The following is a 17,077-nucleotide window of genomic DNA, read 5'->3' on the forward strand; positions in this document are numbered from 1 at the left end:
GAGGGGATCACCTCCTGCGGTCATCGATGTAACAAAAATTGTTACGACAAGGATTGGAGAACCCCATGGGACAGCTGGACGGCAAGAGCGCCCTCGTCACCGGCGCCTCCAGCGGCATCGGCCTGGCGATCGCCCGCCGTTTCGCCGCCGAGGGCGCGACCGTCCACCTCACCGGCCGCCGCGAGGCCGAGCTGGACGCCGCCGTCGCGCAGGTCGGCGCCCGCGGCATCGCCCTCCGCGGCGATGTCTCGGACCTCGGCGACCTCGACCGGCTCTTCGCCGAGATCGCGGACCGCAGCGGTCGCCTGGACGTCGTGGTGGCCAACGCCGGGGTCGGGGACTACGGCCCGCTCGGCGCGATCACCGAGGAGGAGTACGACCGCACCACCTCGATCAATCTCAAGGGCACGGTCTTCACCGTCCAGAAGGCGCTGCCGCTGCTGACGGCCGGCGCCTCGGTGCTGCTGCTCTCCTCCAGCGCGGCCTTGCGGGCCACCCCGGGCCTGGGCGTCTACGCCGCCACCAAGGCCGCGATCCGCAGCCTCGCCCGCACCTGGGCCGCCGAGCTGGCCGACCGCGGCATCCGCGTCAACACCCTCACCCCCGGCCCTGTCGCAACCCCGGGCGGGGACGAGCTCCGCGCCGCTTTCCCGCACGGCGACCGGCCCACGGCCGAACCTGCCCCACCGACCCCGCTCGGCCGCACCGGCCGCCCCAACGAGGTCGCCGCCACCGCCCTCTACCTGGCCGGTGATCAGAGCACCTTCACCACCGGCGCGGAACTGCTCGTCGACGGCGGCGCCACCCAGCTCTAGCCGTGCTGCCGCCTCCCGCGGTGACCCGGACTCCTCCGTCACAGCGTCCGGGTCCGGGTCACCGCGACGGCCGGGGTCACCAGCGCCACGTCGTCGGGGGCGCGGAAGCCGGGGACCGCGCGCGTGTCGTGGCCGCGGTCGGCGACGCGGACGGTGAGGGCCTCGTGGTGCGGGTCGACGACCAGCCGCACGTCCAGTCCCCGCCGGGGCGCCCCGGCGAAGATGAACCCGAAGTCCCCGCCCGCACCGAGGTCCAGGTCCCGGCCCGCGACGGTCGCGGCCCGCACCGCGGCCTGGTCGCCGTCGATCCACAACCCGAGCGCGGTGGCGCCGCGCGGCGAGACCAGCCGCAGGGCGAGTTCCCGGGTGCCGTCGGGCAGCGGGCGGTCGGCGACCACGTGGAGTTCGGGTGCGGGCAGGTCCGCCGCCGGTGCGGGTCCGTGCGCGAGCGGTTCGTCGTCCAGCCACGGGAACGCCTCGTCGAGCACCGCGGGCGGCTCGGGCAGCAGCGACCGCCCCCAGTCGGTGCGCGGGGTGATCGGCGAGGCCCAGTGGGCGGTTCCGGTGTCGGCGTCGACGGAGTAGAAGACCCGTTCCTGGCGGGGCGGGGTGAATTCCGGGCGGTTGGCGACCAGCCCGGCGGCGGTGACCGCCGCGACCAGCGCGATCCCCAGCACCGGGGCGCCGGCGGCGCGCAGCGGGGTGCGGGCCCGCCCGGACCGGAGCCTGCCGAGCAGCGGCAGCGCCGACCACACCAGCACCGCCAGCAGCAGCGCGCCGAGCACCCCGCCGAATTCCAGGTCGACGTGGAACGAGTTGATCACGTCCGGGGCGAGCAGCAGCACCGCGGGCACCAGGCTGAGCACCAGCACGACCACCCGGGCCGGTTCCCACCCGCGGGGCAGCAGACCGGTGACCACGGCACCGGCCACCACCGGCAGCACGGGCGGCACCAGCAGCGCCGACACCCCCGGCATCGTCGTGGCCGCCACCACGCCCAGCACCGCGAAGACGACCCAGCCGCCCGCAGCCAGCGCCGCGGTGCCCAGCGGCCCGCGCAGCAGCGCGTGCACGGCCAGGACGGCGCCGAGCGCGGCCAGCAGCAGCGCCGCCGAGTACGGCTCGGGCCGGTACGGCACGCCCGCGAACGCCGAGGCCTGACCCGGGTCGAGCGCCACCGCCACCTGCCACACCGCGAACGCGGCGGCCCCGGCGGCGACCAGGGCGACGGCGGTGCCCGCGGTGGCGAGCGCGGTGCGCGGCAGGGTCAGTTCCCGGCGGCGCCGGGCCAGCCCGACCGCGACCGCGGCCAGCCCCAGCAGCACCCACGCCAGCGGCCCTTCGGCGGCCTGCGGGTAGGGCACCGGCCCCCACGGCAGGGTGATGACCAGGTCCTCGCCCGCCGCGGGCACGGCGGCCAGGTCGGCGGCGGCGAGTTCCCGCGTCATCGCCAGGCTGGCGCGGCCCATGTGCTGCACGGAGGACTCGCTGAGCCGTTCCGGGGTGTCCAGCGGGGTGTGGTAGTAGGCGCCGCCGCCGGTGATGGCGGTGTCGTAGGAGTGCAGGCCGCCCTCGGTGAAGCGGGTGACGTCGGTGTCGTTGGGCAGCGACTCGAACGCCGCCTCGAACGCGGAGTTCGCCACCGTCCCCGGGGCGTGCGACAGCACCTCCAGCAGCGCCCCGTTGGGCGAGGTGGTGCGGAAGGTCGTCGGGGTGCCCGCGTTGCCGCGCGCCTCGTGGTTGAGCAGCACTGCGGTGCCGAGCTCGTCGGCGTGGTGGCGCACGAAGGCCTCGGCGCCGAGCAGCCCGACCTCCTCGGCGTCGGTGATGAGCATGGTGAGGTCGTTGCGCGGTGCGGCACCGCCGGCACCGATCGCCCGGGCGGTTTCCAGCAGGGTGCCCACGCCGATGCCGTCGTCGGCGGCACCCGGCGAATTCGGGACCGAGTCGTAGTGCGCGGCGAGCAGCACGGTGCCGGTCGGGTCGGTGCCGGGCAGGGTGGCGACGATGTTGGACACCGCGGCGAGCCGCTGCGTGCCGCCGTCACCGACCGCCGCGCCGACCTCGCGCTGCACCTCGGTGCGCCACCCCCACGAGGTGAGCAGGTCGACCAGGTGCTCGCGGGTCGCGGCGTGGTGTTCGGAGCCGGGGGTGCGCGGCGCGGCGGCGAGCCGCTCGATGTGGTCCATCGCCCGCCCGGAGCTGAACACCGACGCCGGGGCGTCGGCGGCCACGGGTGCGGCCGGGCGGCCCGCGAGCACGGTGAGCACCGCGAGCAGCACCAGCGCGGCGAGGCCGAGAAGGGCCGGCCACCGCCGGGAGGGGGCCGGGACGTCGGTCGAGGCGCTCATGATCGGCCACCTTGCCCGACCCGGCCGCTCGCCGTACAGGCCCGCGGCGAGGTCGCTCAGGGCCGCTCGGCGCGGGGGCGCGGGCCGAGTCCGGCGGCGCGGTAGCAGTCGTCGATGAGTTGCATCGTGTCGACCGCGTCGTCGACGTCGGTGGCGATCGGGGCGCCGTCGCGCAGGTGGGCGGCCAGGGCGTCGAGCTGGTAGGCGTAGGACGAGCGCCGCCCGAGGTGTTCGACGCGGGTGCCGGCGCCGGTGGTGACGGTGAGGCGGTCGTCGGTGTGCGGCAGGACGAAGTCGGCGGCCTCCGCGCTGCCGCGGCTGCCGGTGATCCGGCAGGTGAACCGGCGGTGCGCGGCGGCCATGTCGCAGCGCGCCCGCCCGGTGGCGCCACCGGGGAACGCCAGCTCCGCCTCCAGCCACCGGTCCACGCCCGGTGCCCACTCCGCGGCGGTCGCGGTGCGCACCCGGGGTGCTCCGCCCGCCCAGGGCGCCAGCGCGCGGTGCAGGTGCAGGCTGTAGCAGCCGAGGTCCATCAGCGCGCCCCCGGCCAGCGCCGCCGACCAGCGGGGGTCGTCGTCGGCCGGGGCGGGCGTGCTCATCTCCGCCTCGACGGTGCGCAGCTCGCCGAGCTCCCCGTCGGCGAGCAGGGCGCGCAGCCGGTGGGCGAGCGGGTGGTGCCGGTAGTGGAACGCTTCCACGACGGTCACGCCCGCCGCGGTGGCCGCGGCGCGGACCTCGCGAGCTTCGTCGGCGTTGCTGGCGAAGGGCTTCTCGGTGAGCACGTGCTTGCCCGCCCGCACCGCGGCCAGGTTCCACGGCCCGTGCAGCCCGTTGGGCAGCGGGTTGTAGACGACCTCGACGTCGGGGTCGGCCAGGACGTCGGCGTAGTGGTCGTGGACGCGCTCGATGCCGTGCCGGTGCGCGACGTCGGCGGCGCGGCGCGGATCGCGCGCGGCCACCGCGACCAGGCGGTGCCCGGCGTCGCGGGCCGGGACCAGGACGGCGCGTTCGGTGATGCGGGCGGCACCGAGGATGCCGATCCGGAGCGGCTGCATGGTCCTCCTGCCCGGCGAGGTCGCTCAGCGTCGACACCGTAGCCAGCGGGGCGCGGCGGGGGAACCGGCGTCAGGGTGAGCTTCGGCGCCGACGCAGGACCAGCCGCCCGAGCAGCCCGGCGGCGAACACCGCGGCCCCGGCGATCACCGAGACCGCGGGCAGCGTGACGACCAGCACGAGGCACCCGGCCAGGCCGACGACGGGAACCGCGCGCGGCCACCGGCGGTGCTCGGCGGGCTGGGTGAAGGCCGCGGCGTTGGCGATGGCGTAGTAGATCAGCACCCCGAAGCTGGAGAAGCCGATCGCCTCCCGCAGGTCGGTGAACAGCACCAGGGCGATCACCACCGCGCCGACGACGAGTTCGGCGCGGTGCGGGACGTGGTGGCGCGGGTGCACGGCGGCCAGCGACCCGGGCAGGTCGCCGTGCCGGGCCATCGCCAGCCCGGTGCGGCCGACCCCGGCGATCAGCGCGAGCAGCGCCCCGAGGCTGGCGGCGGCCGCGCCGACGCGGGCCAGCACCGCCAGCGGCCCGTGCCCGGCGGCGGTGACCGCCTCGGCCACCGGCGCGGTGGACTCGGCGAGCCGCTCCGGGCCGAGGACCAGCAGCAGCGCCGCGGCCACCGCGGCGTAGACGACCACCGCCAGGGCCAGGGCGGCGAGGATCGCGCGGGGCAGGGTCCGGCCCGGGTCGCGGACCTCCTCGCCGAGGGTGGCGATGCGGGCGTACCCGGCGAAGGCGAAGAACAGCAGTCCGGCCGCTTGCAGCACCCCGGCGGCGCCGTGCGGGAACCACCCGCCGCCGGTCACCGCCCGCGCCGGGTCGGCGGCGGTGGCCGCCAGGCCCACCACGAGCAGCAGCACGACGAGGACCACCGCCAGCAGCACCCGGGTCAGCGCGGCGGTGCGGGTGATCCCGGCCCGGTTGACCGCCACCAGCAGCACGACGGCGGCGATCGCGGCGGGGCGTTCGTAGCCGGGTGCGGTGTAGGCGGCGAAGGTCATCGCCATCGCCGCGCAGCTCGCGGTCTTGCCGACCACGAACCCCCACCCGGCGGTGAATCCCCACCAGTGCCCGAGTCGTTCGCGGCCGTAGATGTAGGTGCCGCCGGACACCGGGTACACGGCGGCCAGCTGCGCCGAGCTCGCCGCGTTGCAGTAGGCGATCAGCCCGGCGATGCCCAGCGACAGCAGGAGTCCGGTTCCGGCGGCCGCGGCGGCGGGGGCGAACGCGGCGAACACCCCGGCGCCCAGCATCGAGCCGAGGCCGATCGCGGTGGCGTCGGCGGTGCCCAGCCGCCGGGCCAGCGGCGCGTTCACGCGCACCTCCCGGCTCGGCGGGGGGTGTCGTGGGCAGGAAGCGAGTGCACGCGTCTTCCTTATCCCTTCGGAGTTGCCCCGTCCAGACCGCGGGGCGGGAAGGCGGAGCGACCTCGGTCACGTGAGCCCGTCGCGGTGTCCGGTGGCGGCCCCGGGAGGCGACCGCGGCGCCTCCCGGGTGGTTCCGCGGGTCAGAGGGCGACCATGACGCTGGTGGTCTCCGTGTAGGCCAGCAACGCGTCCGGGCCGTGCTCGCGGCCGATGCCGGACTGCTTGAACCCGCCGAACGGAAGGGTGCCGGGCGCCATCGCGCCCCAGCTGTTGACCCAGACCGTGCCCGCGCGCAGCTCCGCGCTGACCCGGTGCGCGGCGGACAGGTCCCGGGTCCACACCGAGGCGGCCAGGCCGTAGCTGGTGTCGTTGGCCAGCCGCACGGCTTCCGCGGTGTCGGTGAAGCCGATCAGTGCCGCGACGGGGCCGAAGATCTCCTCCTGGGCCACCCGCATGTCGTTGCGCACGTCGTCCAGCAGGGTGGGCGCGAGGAACAGTCCCGGCCGGTCCAGGCGGTGCCCCCGGTGCTGATCGTGGCGCCCTCGGATCGGGCGAGGTCGACGTAGCCGGTGACCCGGTCCAAGTGCGCGGGGAAGGCGAGCGGCCCCATCGTGGTCGCCGGGTCGAACGGGTCCCCCGGTACGTACTCGGCCATCGCCCGGCGCAGCAGCCCGCCGAACTCCTCGCGGATGTCGCGGTGCACCAGGATGCGGGTGCCCGCGACGCAGCCCTGCCCGGTGCCCATGCAGAACGCGGCGGCGGCACCGGCGGCGGCCACGTCCAGGTCGGCGTCCGGGAACACGATGAGCGGGGTCTTCCCGCCCAGCTCCAGGGTGACCCGCTTGAGCGTGTCGGCCGAGGTGCGCAGGACGTGCTTGCCCACCGGTTCGGACCCGGTGAAGGAGACCTTGTCCACGCCGGGGTGGCTGATCAGGGCCTGCCCCGTGCTCCCGCCGAGCCCGGTGATCACGTTGACCACACCGGCCGGCAGCTCGGTCCCGCCGAGGAGCTGCGCCAGCCGCAGCGCGGACAGGGAGCTGTGCTCGGACGGTTTGAGCACCACGGTGTTGCCGGCGGCCAAGGCCGGGGCCAGCTTCCACGCGGCCTGCAGCATCGGCCCGTTCCAGGCGACGATGGCCGCGACCACCCCGATCGGCCGGCGCAGCGTGTAGTGCAACTGGCCCGGCTCGGCGGGGGTGGTGTGCCCGGTCAGCTTGGTCGGCCATCCCGCGTAGTGCCGGTAGATCTCCACGGCGTGGTCGACCATGCCGCGCGACAGCGGTAGCGGCGATCCCATGTCCAGCGAGTCCAGCGCGGCCAGTTCGTCGCGGTGGGCCTCGAGCACGTCGGCGATCCGCAGCAGCGCCCTCGACCGGTGCTGCGGGGGCAGCGCCGCCCAGCCGTCGAAGGCCCGGCGAGCCGCCCGCACCGCGGCGTCGACGTCGTCCGGGCCGGCCACACCGATCCGGGTGAGCACCTGCTCGGTGGTCGGGTCGGCGGTGGCGACGGTTTCGGCTGAGCGCGGCCGCTGCCAGCGCCCATCGACGTAGAAGCCGAGCACGCCGGCGTCGAGCAGCGCGGGGCGGGGACGGGTGATGGTGTCGGTGGACATGGGATGTCCTTTCGAAGAGGCGAACTGCCGGTCGGGGCGAGCTTCGCCGAGACCGGTGGCGGCTGGGGCGTCACGATGTGCCTGGGATCCGCAGTCCCACCGTGGTTCGCCCGACTGCGGGAGAATGGCGGCATGGCCACGACCCCGGCACAGCGCCTCGCCGAGTTCCTGCGCATCCGTCGCGGCCGGGTGCTCCCGGCCGATCTCGGCCTCGAGTCCGGCAGCCGCCGCAAGGTCGCCGGGTTGCGGCGCGAGGAGCTGGCGATGCTCGCGGGCGTCAGCACGGACTACTACCAGCGCATCGAACAGGGCCGGGGTGTCCGGCCGTCGGACCGGGTGCTCGACGCCTTGGGCCGGGCGCTGGACCTGACCGAGGAGGAGTTCCGGCACCTGCGCGCGCTGGGCCACGCCGCGCGGCATCCGGCCGGGCCTCGGCGCCGCGTCCCGGAGCGGGTGCCGGAAACGACCCACCGGCTGTTGCGCACGATCACCGGACCGGCGATGGTGCTCAGCAGCCATCTCGACGTGCTGACGTGGAATCCGCTGGCCGGCAGCCTCTTCGGCGGGCTGGACGCGGTCCCCGCCCCGGAGCGCAACGTGCTGCGCGCGATCGTGCTGAACCCCGACGCCCGCTACGTCTGCCCCGATTGGGAAGCCAGCGCCGTCGAGTACATCGGCATGCTGCGCGCCGCCGCGGCCGCCGACCCGGACCACCCGCGGCTCCAGGAGCTGGTCGGCGAACTGAGCGTGCGCAGCTCCGACTTCCGCGAGCTGTGGGCCAGGCATGACGTGCGGGAGAAGACCCGGGGGCGCAAGCGGTTCGAGCACCCCGAGGTCGGGACCGTCACGCTCGACTGGGACGCCTACCCCCTGCCGGGCAGGCCAGGCCCCGCGCTGATCGCCTACACCGCGGTTCCCGGGTCCGCGGACGCCGAGCGGTTGCGCGTGCTCGCCAGCCTGCTCGCGACGGAGGACGCCTCGCGCTTGAGCGCGAGGTGAGGGGCCTCAGCGCCGTGCGGTCCGGGCGGGGTGGTGGGCGCGGGCGGAACCGTCGATGAGCTCCACCGCGAGGCGGCGCGACATCGGTCACGCGACCAGGTGGAGATCATTGTCGCTGGGGCCGGGGGCTGGTGTGCTGCGGGTGACACGTCGAGGAGGGCCACGCGATGTCGGTTCGGGGAGCGGCGTCCTGGGACGTCATCGTCATCGGCTCGGGCTTGGGCGGCCTGACCGCCGCGGCCTACCTGGCCGCCCACGGGCTGCGCACCGTGGTGCTGGAGCAGGCCGCCGTCGCCGGCGGGTGCGCCCAGGCGTTCCGCCGCAAGGGTTTCCAGTTCGACGTGGGCGTGCACTACCTCGGTGACTGCGGGCCCGGTGGGGTGATCCCGACGATCCTGCGCGGGGTGGGGCTCGACGGCCGCATCGAGTTCCGCCCGATGGACCCCGACGGGTTCGACACGCTGCTGCTGCCCGGCCGCCGGTTCCGGGTGCCACGCGGGTGGGACCGCTACCTGGAGGCGCTGGTCGAGGCGTTCCCCCGCGAGGAGCGGGGGCTGCGGACCTGCGTCGGGGTGCTGCGCCGCATCGGGCGGGAGACCGAGCGCACCACGATCCCCACCACCGCCGCGCAGACGGCCCTGTTCCCGGTGCGCTGCCCGCGCACCGCCTACTGGTCGGCCCGGCCGCTGTCGCGGCTGCTCGACGGCTGCGGCCTGAGCCCGGCGGCCCGCGCGGTGCTCTGCGCTCAATCGGGCGACTACGGCGCGCCCCCGGACCAGGCGCCCGCCGCGCTGCACGCGGCCCTGCTGCACCACTTCCTGAAGTCGGGCACCTACTTCCCGCGCGGTGGCGGGCAGGAACTGGTCGCGCACTTGGTGGACGTGCTCACCGGGCACGGCGGGCGGCTGCGCACCGGGCAGCGGGTGGAACGCATCCTGCTCGACGGCGGCCGGGTCCGCGGTGTCGCGCTGCGCGGCGGTGAGCACCTGCACGCCCCGGTGGTGGTCTCCGGCGCCGACCTGCCGCGCACCTTGCTGGAACTGCTGGAGCGCGTCCCGGACCGCACCGCGCGCAGCGCCGGGCGCTACCGGATGTCCCCGCCGTTCTGCACCGTCTACCTCGGACTCGACATCGACCTGTCCGCCCGGATGCCGAACACGAACTACTGGCTGCACCGCGATACCGACCCCGCCGGGTTCTACCGGGGCGTGGACGGCGCGCACCCGGTCGGCGGGCTGTTCGTCAGCTCCGCTGCGGTGAAGGACCCGGACTCCGCGCACCACGCACCGCCAGGGCGCAGCACCCTGGAGCTGATGGGTTTCGCGCCTCCGCACCCGGAGTCCTGGGGCGTGCGCGGCGGCGACCGCTACCGCCGCGACCCCGGTTACCGCAGCCGCAAGGCCGCCGTCGTCGAGGAGATGCTGCGGCTGGCCACCGAGGTGGTGCCCGATCTGCGCGAGCACGTCGTGTGGCAGGAGGCCTCCACTCCCCTCACCCAGCAGCGCTACACGCTGGCCAGCGGGGGCGCGGCGCTGGGGCTGGCGGCCGCGCCGGACCAGTTCGGCAGGCACCGGCCGGGGGCCACCACCGCGATCAGCGGCCTGTACCTCGCCGGGGCGGGCACCCGGGCCGGTCCGGGCGTGCTCGGTGCCACCACCAGCGGTGTGCTGGCCGCCGGGGCGGTGCTGCGCCGGGACCTGTTCGCCGCCCTGCGCCGCGGCGCGGTGTTCGCCGATCCGGCCCGCGGCTCCTACGACGGGCGCGATGCGCTGCGGTTCTGCCGGGAGCAGGCCCACGCCTGACCCGGTGCCGCCCACCCGGCCACCCGATCCGTCACCGTGACAATTCATGTCGGGTCCACTGTGGTCGCCACACGGCGGATTTCCGCGTGGTTCGGCGGAACCCGGCAGGACCCAGTGTCGCTCCACAGTGGAGAACGGTGCGGCCGTCGGGGCCCGCCGGGCCGCCAGATACGGTCTGCCGCGACGGACCGGCGAGCAGTGGAGGTGGCGACGGTGAGCGGAACCCGACCCAGCGCGGAGGAACTGGCCGCGGCCGAAGGCGCGGTGATCCCCGACGTGCTCGACACCGGGCTGCGGGTGCTGTTCTGCGGGATCAACCCCGGCCTGTGGTCGGGCGCCACCGGGCACCACTTCGCCCGCCCGGGCAACCGGTTCTGGCCCGCCCTGCACTCCTCGGGGTTCACCCCGCGCCAGTTGCGGCCCGACGAGCAGCACGCACTGCTCGACCAAGGCCTCGGGCTGACCAACCTGGTGGCCCGGGCCAGCTCCCGCGCCGCGGAGCTGTCCAACGAAGAGCTGGCCGCCGGCGGGGCGGCGCTGGAGCAGAAGGTGCGGCAGTACCGGCCGGGGTGGGTCGCGGTGGTGGGGCTGACCGCGTTCCGCACCGCCTTCGGGGTCCGCAACGCGATGGTCGGACCGCACGACCGGGGCATCGCCGGCGCCCGGGTGTGGGTGCTGCCCAACCCCAGCGGCCTCAACGCGCACTGGAGCGCCGCCAGCCTCGCCGCGGAGTTCGCGCGGTTGCGCCGGGCGGTGGAATCCGACCAGCAGTGATCACCCGGTCACCGGGCGAAACCGGACGCACCGGGCGCGTCCCGGAGAGCGAGCGCACACAGGGGTGTGCTTTATCGGTCCGTTACCGGTAGGGTCTGATCAGCCGGAGCGCCCCCGTTCCGGTGACCCTGGCCGTTCACCCGCAGAGTCGATACGGATGACCATTCAAGACGATCTTGCGCGACCGTGGTTCCAGCCCGTGGTCCCCTCGGATGTGCAGCAGAAGCAGGTACGACCGGAGCCGGGTCGGCCGACGACCCGCATCAGCGGTGAACTCCCGCTGGACGCGCTGCCCGCCCGGGGCAGCGCCCGCCCATCGCTGTGGCCGGACGTGCCCCGGGTCGAGGTCACCCAGCCCTACATCCCGGCGATCCGCGACGAACAACCCGAGTTCGCCAAGCGGCTCAACCCGGACCCGCCCCCGGCACCCGCCCCCACCCCGACGCCGTCCCCCGCGCTGACCGGCACCCCACCGTCGGCCGCTCCGGCCGTTCCCGCACCGAACACCCCCGCACCGAACACCGGGGAGCAGCCGACGGTCACCCAGCCCCGCCCGGCGCCGCAGCCCGCCCCCGCGGCCCCGCCGCGGCGGCGCAGCCTGATGCGCCGGGTCGTGCGCCGCGTCATCGGTCCCGACCTGCTGCGCAAGGACCCGCCGAAGAAGAAGCGGTGACCGGGTGGCCCTGGCTCCGGCGCAGACCTGCATCCTGCGCCGGTCCCAGGGCCACGTCGGCCCCGCACCCCGCCCCCGTACGCTGAGCACCACCCCCTCACCCGGACGAGGACGACCGATGGTGCCTGCTTCCGCCCACCCCGAACTGCCCGTGCTGGCCGACAGCGTCCGCCTGGCCGACGACGGCGTGCACCTGCTGGACCGCCGGGTGTTCCCGTTCCAGCGGACCTGGGTGCTGGCCCGCACCCCCGACGAGGTCGCCGAGGCCATCCGCGACATGGTCACCCAGTCCTCCGGGCCCTACTTCGCGGTGCTGTGGGGCATGGTGCTGGCCGCCCGCGGCACCGGCGGCACCGACCCGGCCACCGCCCGCCGCGCCCTGGAACGCGCCGGTGAGCGGTTCATCGCCACCCGCCCCACCAACGACCAGCCGCGCCGCGCCGTGGCGAAGGTGCTGGCGGCCGTCGATGAGGCCCTGGACGCCGGGGACACCGAGGTGGCCGCCGCCGCCGAACGCGGCGCCCGCGCCGCCGACACCGACTACCGCCGCCGCAGCACCGACATGGGCACCGCGGCAGCCGCCCTGTTCGGGGACCGGGCCCGGGTGCTCACCCACTGCTTCGGCGACCTCTACCTCGTCGGGCTGGTGCGGGCGCTGCTGCGGCGCGGCGCGGACGTGTCGTTCGTGTGCACCGAAACCCGCCCCTACCTGCAAGGCGCCCGGCTCACGGCGGAAACCCTCGCCGAGATGGGCGTGCCGACCACGCTGGTCACCGACGGGATGCCCGCCGCGCTGCTGCGCGCCGGGGAGATCGACGCGGTGGTCACCGCCAGCGACCGCGTCACGATGGACGGTCACGTCATCAACAAGGTCGGCACCCTGGGGCTGGCGGTGGCGGCCCGCGCTTTCGACGTGCCCTTCCACGCCCTGTGCCACGCGCCCGACCCGGACGCCGCTACCGGCGCCGACGTACCCATCGAGTACCGCGACGGCGACGAGGTGCTGCACGCGCTCGGCGCCCGCACCGCCAGCGACCGCGTCACCGGCCGCTACCCGGCCTTCGACGTCACCGACCCGGAGTTCGTCACCACCATCGCCACCGACCGCGGCACGTTCGCCCCGCACCAGGTGCACCGCTACTGGGCGGCCGCGCGGGCGCGGGCGAGCTGATCAGCGCGGCGAGGCGCGCCGCAGCGGGTCGTCCTCCAGCGCCTGCCGGTCCCACCGCCCGGCCTCGGCGGCCGCCGCGTAGGTGGTCTGCAGGAACTCCAGCAGCGCGCCCCGCGGGTCGGCCGCCGACCGCACCGCCTGGTAGGGCAGGAGGAACTCCCCGACCTGCCGGTCGTAGCCGGCCGCGGCCGGTTCCACGGGCCGCTCGGCGTAGCCGGGCGGCTCCGGGTAGGCGTAGGAGTAGAAGGTGCCTTCCGCGCTGCCGCCGGGCCAGAACCCGGCGCTGCTGAGCTCGTGGGAGTAGCCCTCCACCATCACCCAGTCCGCGCAGTGCGGCGCCCCGCCCGGGTGCCGCGGCGCCGGGCGGCCGGAGAACCGCGTGGTGGCCAGGTCCATCGCTCCCCAGAAGAAGTGCACCGGGCTGACCTTGCCGATGAACCGGGCCCGGAACTCGGTGAAGACCTGCTGCACCGCCACGAGCTGCTTCCAGAACAGGTGCGCCTGCCCGGCGTCGTAGGTGCTGTGCTGGGTGTCGCGCGGGAACGGGATCGCCTCGGTCACCTCGGTGGGGGTGGTGTCGATGCGCACCGGCATGCCCAGTTCCGCCAGCACGTCCAGCACCCGCTGGTAGAACGCCGCGACCGGCTGCGACTCCAGCACCAGGTGCCGGGTCGGTCCCGCGCTGGAACGCAGGTGCAGCTCGTGGTCCCAGAAGTCGAACTCGATCTCCAGCAGCCTGCCCCGGTGCGGCATCGGCGAGGTCGTCAGGCCCCGCGCGGAGAGGTAGAGCGGGACCTGCCACCAGTGGTTGACCATCGGGCCGAGCGCCAGCCGGACCTTGCCGATGACCTGCATCCACATGTGCAGCGTCCGGCGGGTCTCGGCCCAGTCGTCCACGCGCAGCACCGGCCAGTCCACGCCGGTGCTGGTGACGCTGCTGCGGGTGCCGGTCATGCTCGGCGCCTCCTGTCGGGCGGGAACCGCGGGCCAGGCCATCGTCACCCCACCGGCCGGGTCGCGCAGCACGTCAGGGCAGCGTCAGCACCCGGGGCCCCTCGGCGGTGATCGCCACGGTGTGCTCGACGTGCGCGGCGCGGGACTCGTCGTCGGTGAACAACGTCCACCCGTCGGCCCCGTCGCGCAGCGCGTCGGCGCCCCCGGCCAGGAAGATCGGTTCCAGCGCCAGCACCAGGCCTGGCCGCAGCGGCGGACCGGCCCCGGGGGCGCCGTCGTTGGGCACGAACGGCGCCTCGTGCATCTCCCGGCCCACCCCGTGCCCCCGACCGGCGCCGGGATGCCGTACCCGGCGCTGCGCCCCACGATGCCGACGGCGTGCGAGATGTCCCCGACGCGCCCGCCGGGCTGGGCGGCGGCGATGCCGTCGGTCAGCGCCTGCTCGGCCGTGGCCAGCAGCACCTCGTCGCGGGGGTCGGGGGTGCCGGTGGTGAAGGTGATCGCCGCGTCGGCGCACCAGCCCTCCAGCCGGGCCCCGCAGTCGATGCTCACCAGATCGCCGTCGGCCAGCCGCAGCGGACCCGGGATGCCGTGCACGACCGCGTCGTTGACCGACGCGCAGATCACCCCCGGGAACGGGCTCGGCGCCCACCGCGGCTGGTAGCCGAGGAACAGCGGCTGCGCCCCCGCGTCGTCGATGACCGCGCGGGCCACGGCGTCGAGCTCGCCGGTGCTGACCCCCGGCGCGGCGTGCTCGCGGACCGCGTGCAGCGCGCGGGCCACGACGCGCCCCGCTTCGCGCATCACGTCGAGCTCCCCGGAGCTCTTGAGTTCGATCACGTGCCACCCCCGCCACGGACCCTACCGAGCCGCACCCGGGGCCGCGCCGGGACGTCGGCGACCTCAAGCCGGCCTCATGCCCGGTTCAACGCCCGCTGCCGCCGCCGCCCGGTGCGCTCCGCTGTGGACGGTGCCCGCGGTGGCCGCGCACGCGGCGTGTCCGGCCCGCTGGGCACTGTGGATGCCGCCGCGGGTGGGCGGGTTCACAGCGGCGCCGTTCCCGCCGCGCACGCCGCCGCCGGCCCCTGCTGCGGCTGTCGCGGCGGTGACGGGGAGGACTCGGATTCGTTACGATCCACCGGCCAGGTCGGGGACAACGCGAAACGCACATCGGCATCGCCGAACGAGGAGAACGAGTTGCCCGCCGACCATCCCGATCAGCTCCGCCGCTGGTGGTGGAGGACACCGCTGGCTGCGCGCCTGCTGCCCGCGGTGGCGCTGCTGACCGCCACCGGCGCCAGCGCGCTGGTGGCCCTGCCCGACAGCCCCCGCCCCACCGCGGCACCGGTCGTCCCGGCACCGGCACCGGCGCCCGCCCCGGGCCCGGTCGCGGCGACCACGACCACCGGCGCGCCGAGCAGCACCGCACCGCCGGCCCCGGCCACCCGCAGCGAGGACACCTCCACCGGCGAGGTGACGTCGACGACCGGCGACGACTCGTCCGAACCCACCACGACCCCACCGCCGCCGTCCCCGCCCACGCCGGCTCCCCCACCGGCGCCGCTGCCGCCGCGCGAGGACGACACCCCGGAGACCTCGACGACGACCACGACGTCCAGCGACGACGACGATGACGAGGGGATGCGGGTCGTCCGCGAAGGCCAGCGCTGCGACCGCGAAGGCGACAGCGCCGTGCTGCGTTCCGGGGCGGCCGCGAGCTGCCAGCGCGACGACGACGGCGACCTGGAGTGGACCGGACGATGGTGAACCGCGACGAGGAACCGCCCACCGACCGGCTGCCGGTGCGCGCGCTGCTGGCCGACGAGCCACGGCCCGACGCCGCCGGTGACCTGCGGCTGACCATGCTCAGCAACCTGCTCGACCCCGACGCGGCCCGCGAGCGGCTCGACGTGCCGCTGGCCGTGCCCCCGGACAACCCCTCGACCGCTCGCACCACCGAGCTCCCCCGCCTCCCCAGCCCGCCGCCGGAGCGCCTCGCGGACGAGCCACCGGCGGCGGCCCGCGCCTGCGCCGACGCCGTCGCCGACACCACCGAGATCCGGCTCCCCGAGGGCGAGGACGTCGACGGGGGCCGGGGCTTGGTCGACGACACCGGTGGGGACGACTACGGCGAGCACGACACCACCCGCCCCCGCGCCCGCGGCACCCGCCGCGACGGCACCATCCGCACCACGGGCTGGCTGCAGCTGGGCCGCTGGCCGGTGAGTTCCGGGTGGTGGGCGCTGCTCGGCGGCCTGGCCGCGGGGCTGGTGCTGAGCGGGCTCACCACGTGGGCGGTTCCGGTGCTGGCGCTGGCGGGCTGGACCTGCTGGCGGGTGGCGACCCGCTGGGTGTGGCCGTCCTCCACCGCCGTCAACGTCGACCGGGTCCCCGCCGAAGACCTCGAACCGGGCACCGAGGTGCGCCTGTTCGGCCCGATCGGGCCCGTCGGGGTCGTCGACCAGGTCACCCCCACCCGCTACGACCAGGTGCTGGTGCGCTTCACCGGCGGCACCCAGCGGTTCCTGCCCACCGGCACCCGCTGCCACGTCGTCGAGCTCCGCGACTGACGCCCGCCCGCTCCGGGCGGGCGCTGCACGGGTGGTCAGCTGTCGCGGCCCCAGTCGAGGCGGGCGGCGAGGCCGGCAGCGGTGAAGGTGGACTCCAGTGCGTCGCGGCCTTCGGTGAAGTGGGCCCAGCCGTCGTAGTGGACGGGCACGACGCGGCGGGCCCCGAGGAGCCGGGCGGCCTCGGCGGTCTGGGCGCTGTCGAGGACGATCGGCTCACCGCCGAAGAGGCCGGTGAAGCGCGGTGCCCCGGCGAACAGGAGTGCGGTGTCCACCGGGCCGAAGCGCTCGGCGATCTGGCGAACCGCGTCGAGCGAGGCGTTGTCCCCGCTGATGTAGACCGTCGGCAGGCCCTCGCCGGTCAGGACGAAGCCGACGACCTGCCCGGCGATCGGCTCGACGTCCTCGCGGTCGCCGGGACCGTGGATGGCGGGCACGCCCGTCGCCGTGATCGTGCCGCCGCCGGGGCGGTCCAGTTCGACGGACTCCCAGTCGGCCAGCCCTCGGGCCCGGTCCCCGAGGCGTTGCCCGCCGCCGGGGGTGGTGAGGGTGAGCGGCACCTCGGCCAGCAGCGCGCGGCCGGAGTCGTCGAGGTTGTCGGGGTGTTCGTCGTGGGAGAGCAGCACCACGTCCACCCGGCCGAGGTCGGCCGGGACGCCTTCCGGCGGGGCCGTCTTGGTCAGCGACGGCCCGTCCGGTGCCGGGTAGTCGCCGGGGGCGTCGAAGGTCGGGTCGGTCAGGAAGCGCAGGCCGCCGTACTCGAACAGGGCGGTCGGGCCGCCGAAGACGCGGACGGGGAACTGCGGGGCGCCGGATGAAGACACGGAAGAACCTCTCACGGTTGCGAATGTTGAAAACGTGAGAGCCACGCTAGGCCAGAGTCACGGATGAACGCAAATAAAGCGTGATACTCATGGATGGAGGGGCGTGTAACA

At 75.5% G+C, this 17,077-nt stretch carries 13 protein-coding genes and 2 pseudogenes; 8 read left to right on the plus strand and 7 right to left on the minus strand.

Features of this window, described 5'->3' with window-relative positions; translation table 11 throughout:
• The first annotated feature begins 65 nt into the window (after positions 1–65).
• Complete coding sequence (locus ACQP0T_RS14320) at positions 66–815, plus strand: SDR family NAD(P)-dependent oxidoreductase (RefSeq protein WP_433868513.1); 750 nt, start codon at positions 66–68, stop codon at positions 813–815.
• A 38-nt stretch (positions 816–853) separates the two neighbouring features.
• Here ACQP0T_RS14320 and ACQP0T_RS14325 read toward each other — a convergent pair whose 3' ends face one another.
• The 4 genes and pseudogenes from ACQP0T_RS14325 to ACQP0T_RS14340 form a co-directional block, all read right to left on the minus strand.
• The gene (locus ACQP0T_RS14325) at positions 854–3,166 is read right to left on the minus strand and encodes a M28 family peptidase (RefSeq protein WP_433868514.1); all 2,313 of its coding nucleotides are present in this window, start codon (positions 3,164–3,166) and stop codon (positions 854–856) included.
• 56 nt (positions 3,167–3,222) lie between these two features.
• The gene (locus tag ACQP0T_RS14330) at positions 3,223–4,221 is read right to left on the minus strand and encodes a Gfo/Idh/MocA family protein (RefSeq protein ID WP_433868515.1); all 999 of its coding nucleotides are present in this window, start codon (positions 4,219–4,221) and stop codon (positions 3,223–3,225) included.
• Between the two features lie 70 nt (positions 4,222–4,291).
• Positions 4,292–5,539 carry an APC family permease gene (locus tag ACQP0T_RS14335; protein ID WP_433868516.1) on the minus strand — a complete coding sequence of 416 codons (1,248 nt, stop codon included), beginning with the start codon at positions 5,537–5,539 and terminating at the stop codon, positions 4,292–4,294.
• Between the two features lie 191 nt (positions 5,540–5,730).
• Positions 5,731–7,202 (minus strand): annotated as a pseudogene (locus ACQP0T_RS14340) (aldehyde dehydrogenase family protein).
• Positions 7,203–7,334: 132 nt separating this feature from the next.
• On the opposite strand from ACQP0T_RS14340, the gene ACQP0T_RS14345 reads away from it, so the two are divergent.
• The 5 genes from ACQP0T_RS14345 (at position 7,335) to ACQP0T_RS14365 (ending at position 12,621) form a co-directional block, all read left to right on the plus strand.
• A complete protein-coding gene (locus ACQP0T_RS14345) occupies positions 7,335–8,201 on the plus strand; it encodes a helix-turn-helix domain-containing protein (RefSeq protein ID WP_433868517.1) in 867 nt (288 codons plus the stop codon).
• Positions 8,202–8,368: 167 nt separating this feature from the next.
• Entirely contained in the window at positions 8,369–10,003 is a 1,635-nt protein-coding gene (locus ACQP0T_RS14350; protein ID WP_433868518.1) for a phytoene desaturase family protein, read from the plus strand.
• A gap of 213 nt (positions 10,004–10,216) precedes the next feature.
• Complete coding sequence (gene mug / locus ACQP0T_RS14355) at positions 10,217–10,777, plus strand: G/U mismatch-specific DNA glycosylase (RefSeq protein ID WP_433868519.1); 561 nt, start codon at positions 10,217–10,219, stop codon at positions 10,775–10,777.
• Positions 10,778–10,976: 199 nt separating this feature from the next.
• Complete coding sequence (locus ACQP0T_RS14360; protein ID WP_433868520.1) at positions 10,977–11,450, plus strand: hypothetical protein; 474 nt, start codon at positions 10,977–10,979, stop codon at positions 11,448–11,450.
• 118 nt (positions 11,451–11,568) lie between these two features.
• Complete coding sequence (locus tag ACQP0T_RS14365) at positions 11,569–12,621, plus strand: s-methyl-5-thioribose-1-phosphate isomerase (RefSeq protein WP_433868521.1); 1,053 nt, start codon at positions 11,569–11,571, stop codon at positions 12,619–12,621.
• Here ACQP0T_RS14365 and ACQP0T_RS14370 read toward each other — a convergent pair whose 3' ends face one another.
• Complete coding sequence (locus ACQP0T_RS14370; RefSeq protein WP_433868522.1) at positions 12,622–13,575, minus strand: DUF5996 family protein; 954 nt, start codon at positions 13,573–13,575, stop codon at positions 12,622–12,624.
• A 73-nt stretch (positions 13,576–13,648) separates the two neighbouring features.
• Positions 13,649–14,415: pseudogene (map, locus tag ACQP0T_RS14375) on the minus strand (type I methionyl aminopeptidase).
• A 357-nt stretch (positions 14,416–14,772) separates the two neighbouring features.
• On the opposite strand from map, the gene ACQP0T_RS14380 reads away from it, so the two are divergent.
• Together ACQP0T_RS14380 and ACQP0T_RS14385 are read left to right on the plus strand one after the other, a co-directional pair.
• Positions 14,773–15,342: a hypothetical protein gene (locus ACQP0T_RS14380; RefSeq protein WP_433868523.1), complete on the plus strand. Its 570-nt coding sequence runs from the start codon at positions 14,773–14,775 to the stop codon at positions 15,340–15,342.
• Positions 15,336–16,145, plus strand: a complete 810-nt coding sequence (locus tag ACQP0T_RS14385) for a hypothetical protein (RefSeq protein ID WP_433868524.1) — start codon at positions 15,336–15,338, stop codon at positions 16,143–16,145. The genes ACQP0T_RS14380 and ACQP0T_RS14385 overlap by 7 nt, the downstream gene beginning before the upstream one ends.
• A gap of 35 nt (positions 16,146–16,180) precedes the next feature.
• On the opposite strand, the gene ACQP0T_RS14390 is transcribed toward ACQP0T_RS14385, so the two are convergent.
• Entirely contained in the window at positions 16,181–16,966 is a 786-nt protein-coding gene (locus ACQP0T_RS14390) for an MBL fold metallo-hydrolase (RefSeq protein WP_433868525.1), read from the minus strand.
• Positions 16,967–17,077 lie beyond the last annotated feature (111 nt).

The organism is Saccharopolyspora sp. CA-218241 (assembly GCF_050954615.1).
GTDB classification, from domain to species: domain Bacteria; phylum Actinomycetota; class Actinomycetes; order Mycobacteriales; family Pseudonocardiaceae; genus Saccharopolyspora; species Saccharopolyspora cebuensis.

Bases quoted from the DNA above. Each gene is read 5' to 3' on its own strand.
- ACQP0T_RS14385 (WP_433868524.1), top strand. From the start codon at position 15,336: ATGGTGAACCGCGACGAGGAACCGCCCACCGACCGGCTGCCGGTGCGC.
- ACQP0T_RS14350 (WP_433868518.1), top strand. From the start codon at position 8,369: ATGTCGGTTCGGGGAGCGGCGTCCTGGGACGTCATCGTCATCGGCTCG.
- ACQP0T_RS14365 (WP_433868521.1), top strand. From the start codon at position 11,569: ATGGTGCCTGCTTCCGCCCACCCCGAACTGCCCGTGCTGGCCGACAGC.
- ACQP0T_RS14330 (WP_433868515.1), bottom strand. From the start codon at position 4,221: ATGCAGCCGCTCCGGATCGGCATCCTCGGTGCCGCCCGCATCACCGAA.
- ACQP0T_RS14325 (WP_433868514.1), bottom strand. From the start codon at position 3,166: ATGAGCGCCTCGACCGACGTCCCGGCCCCCTCCCGGCGGTGGCCGGCC.
- ACQP0T_RS14370 (WP_433868522.1), bottom strand. From the start codon at position 13,575: ATGACCGGCACCCGCAGCAGCGTCACCAGCACCGGCGTGGACTGGCCG.
- ACQP0T_RS14320 (WP_433868513.1), top strand. From the start codon at position 66: ATGGGACAGCTGGACGGCAAGAGCGCCCTCGTCACCGGCGCCTCCAGC.
- ACQP0T_RS14345 (WP_433868517.1), top strand. From the start codon at position 7,335: ATGGCCACGACCCCGGCACAGCGCCTCGCCGAGTTCCTGCGCATCCGT.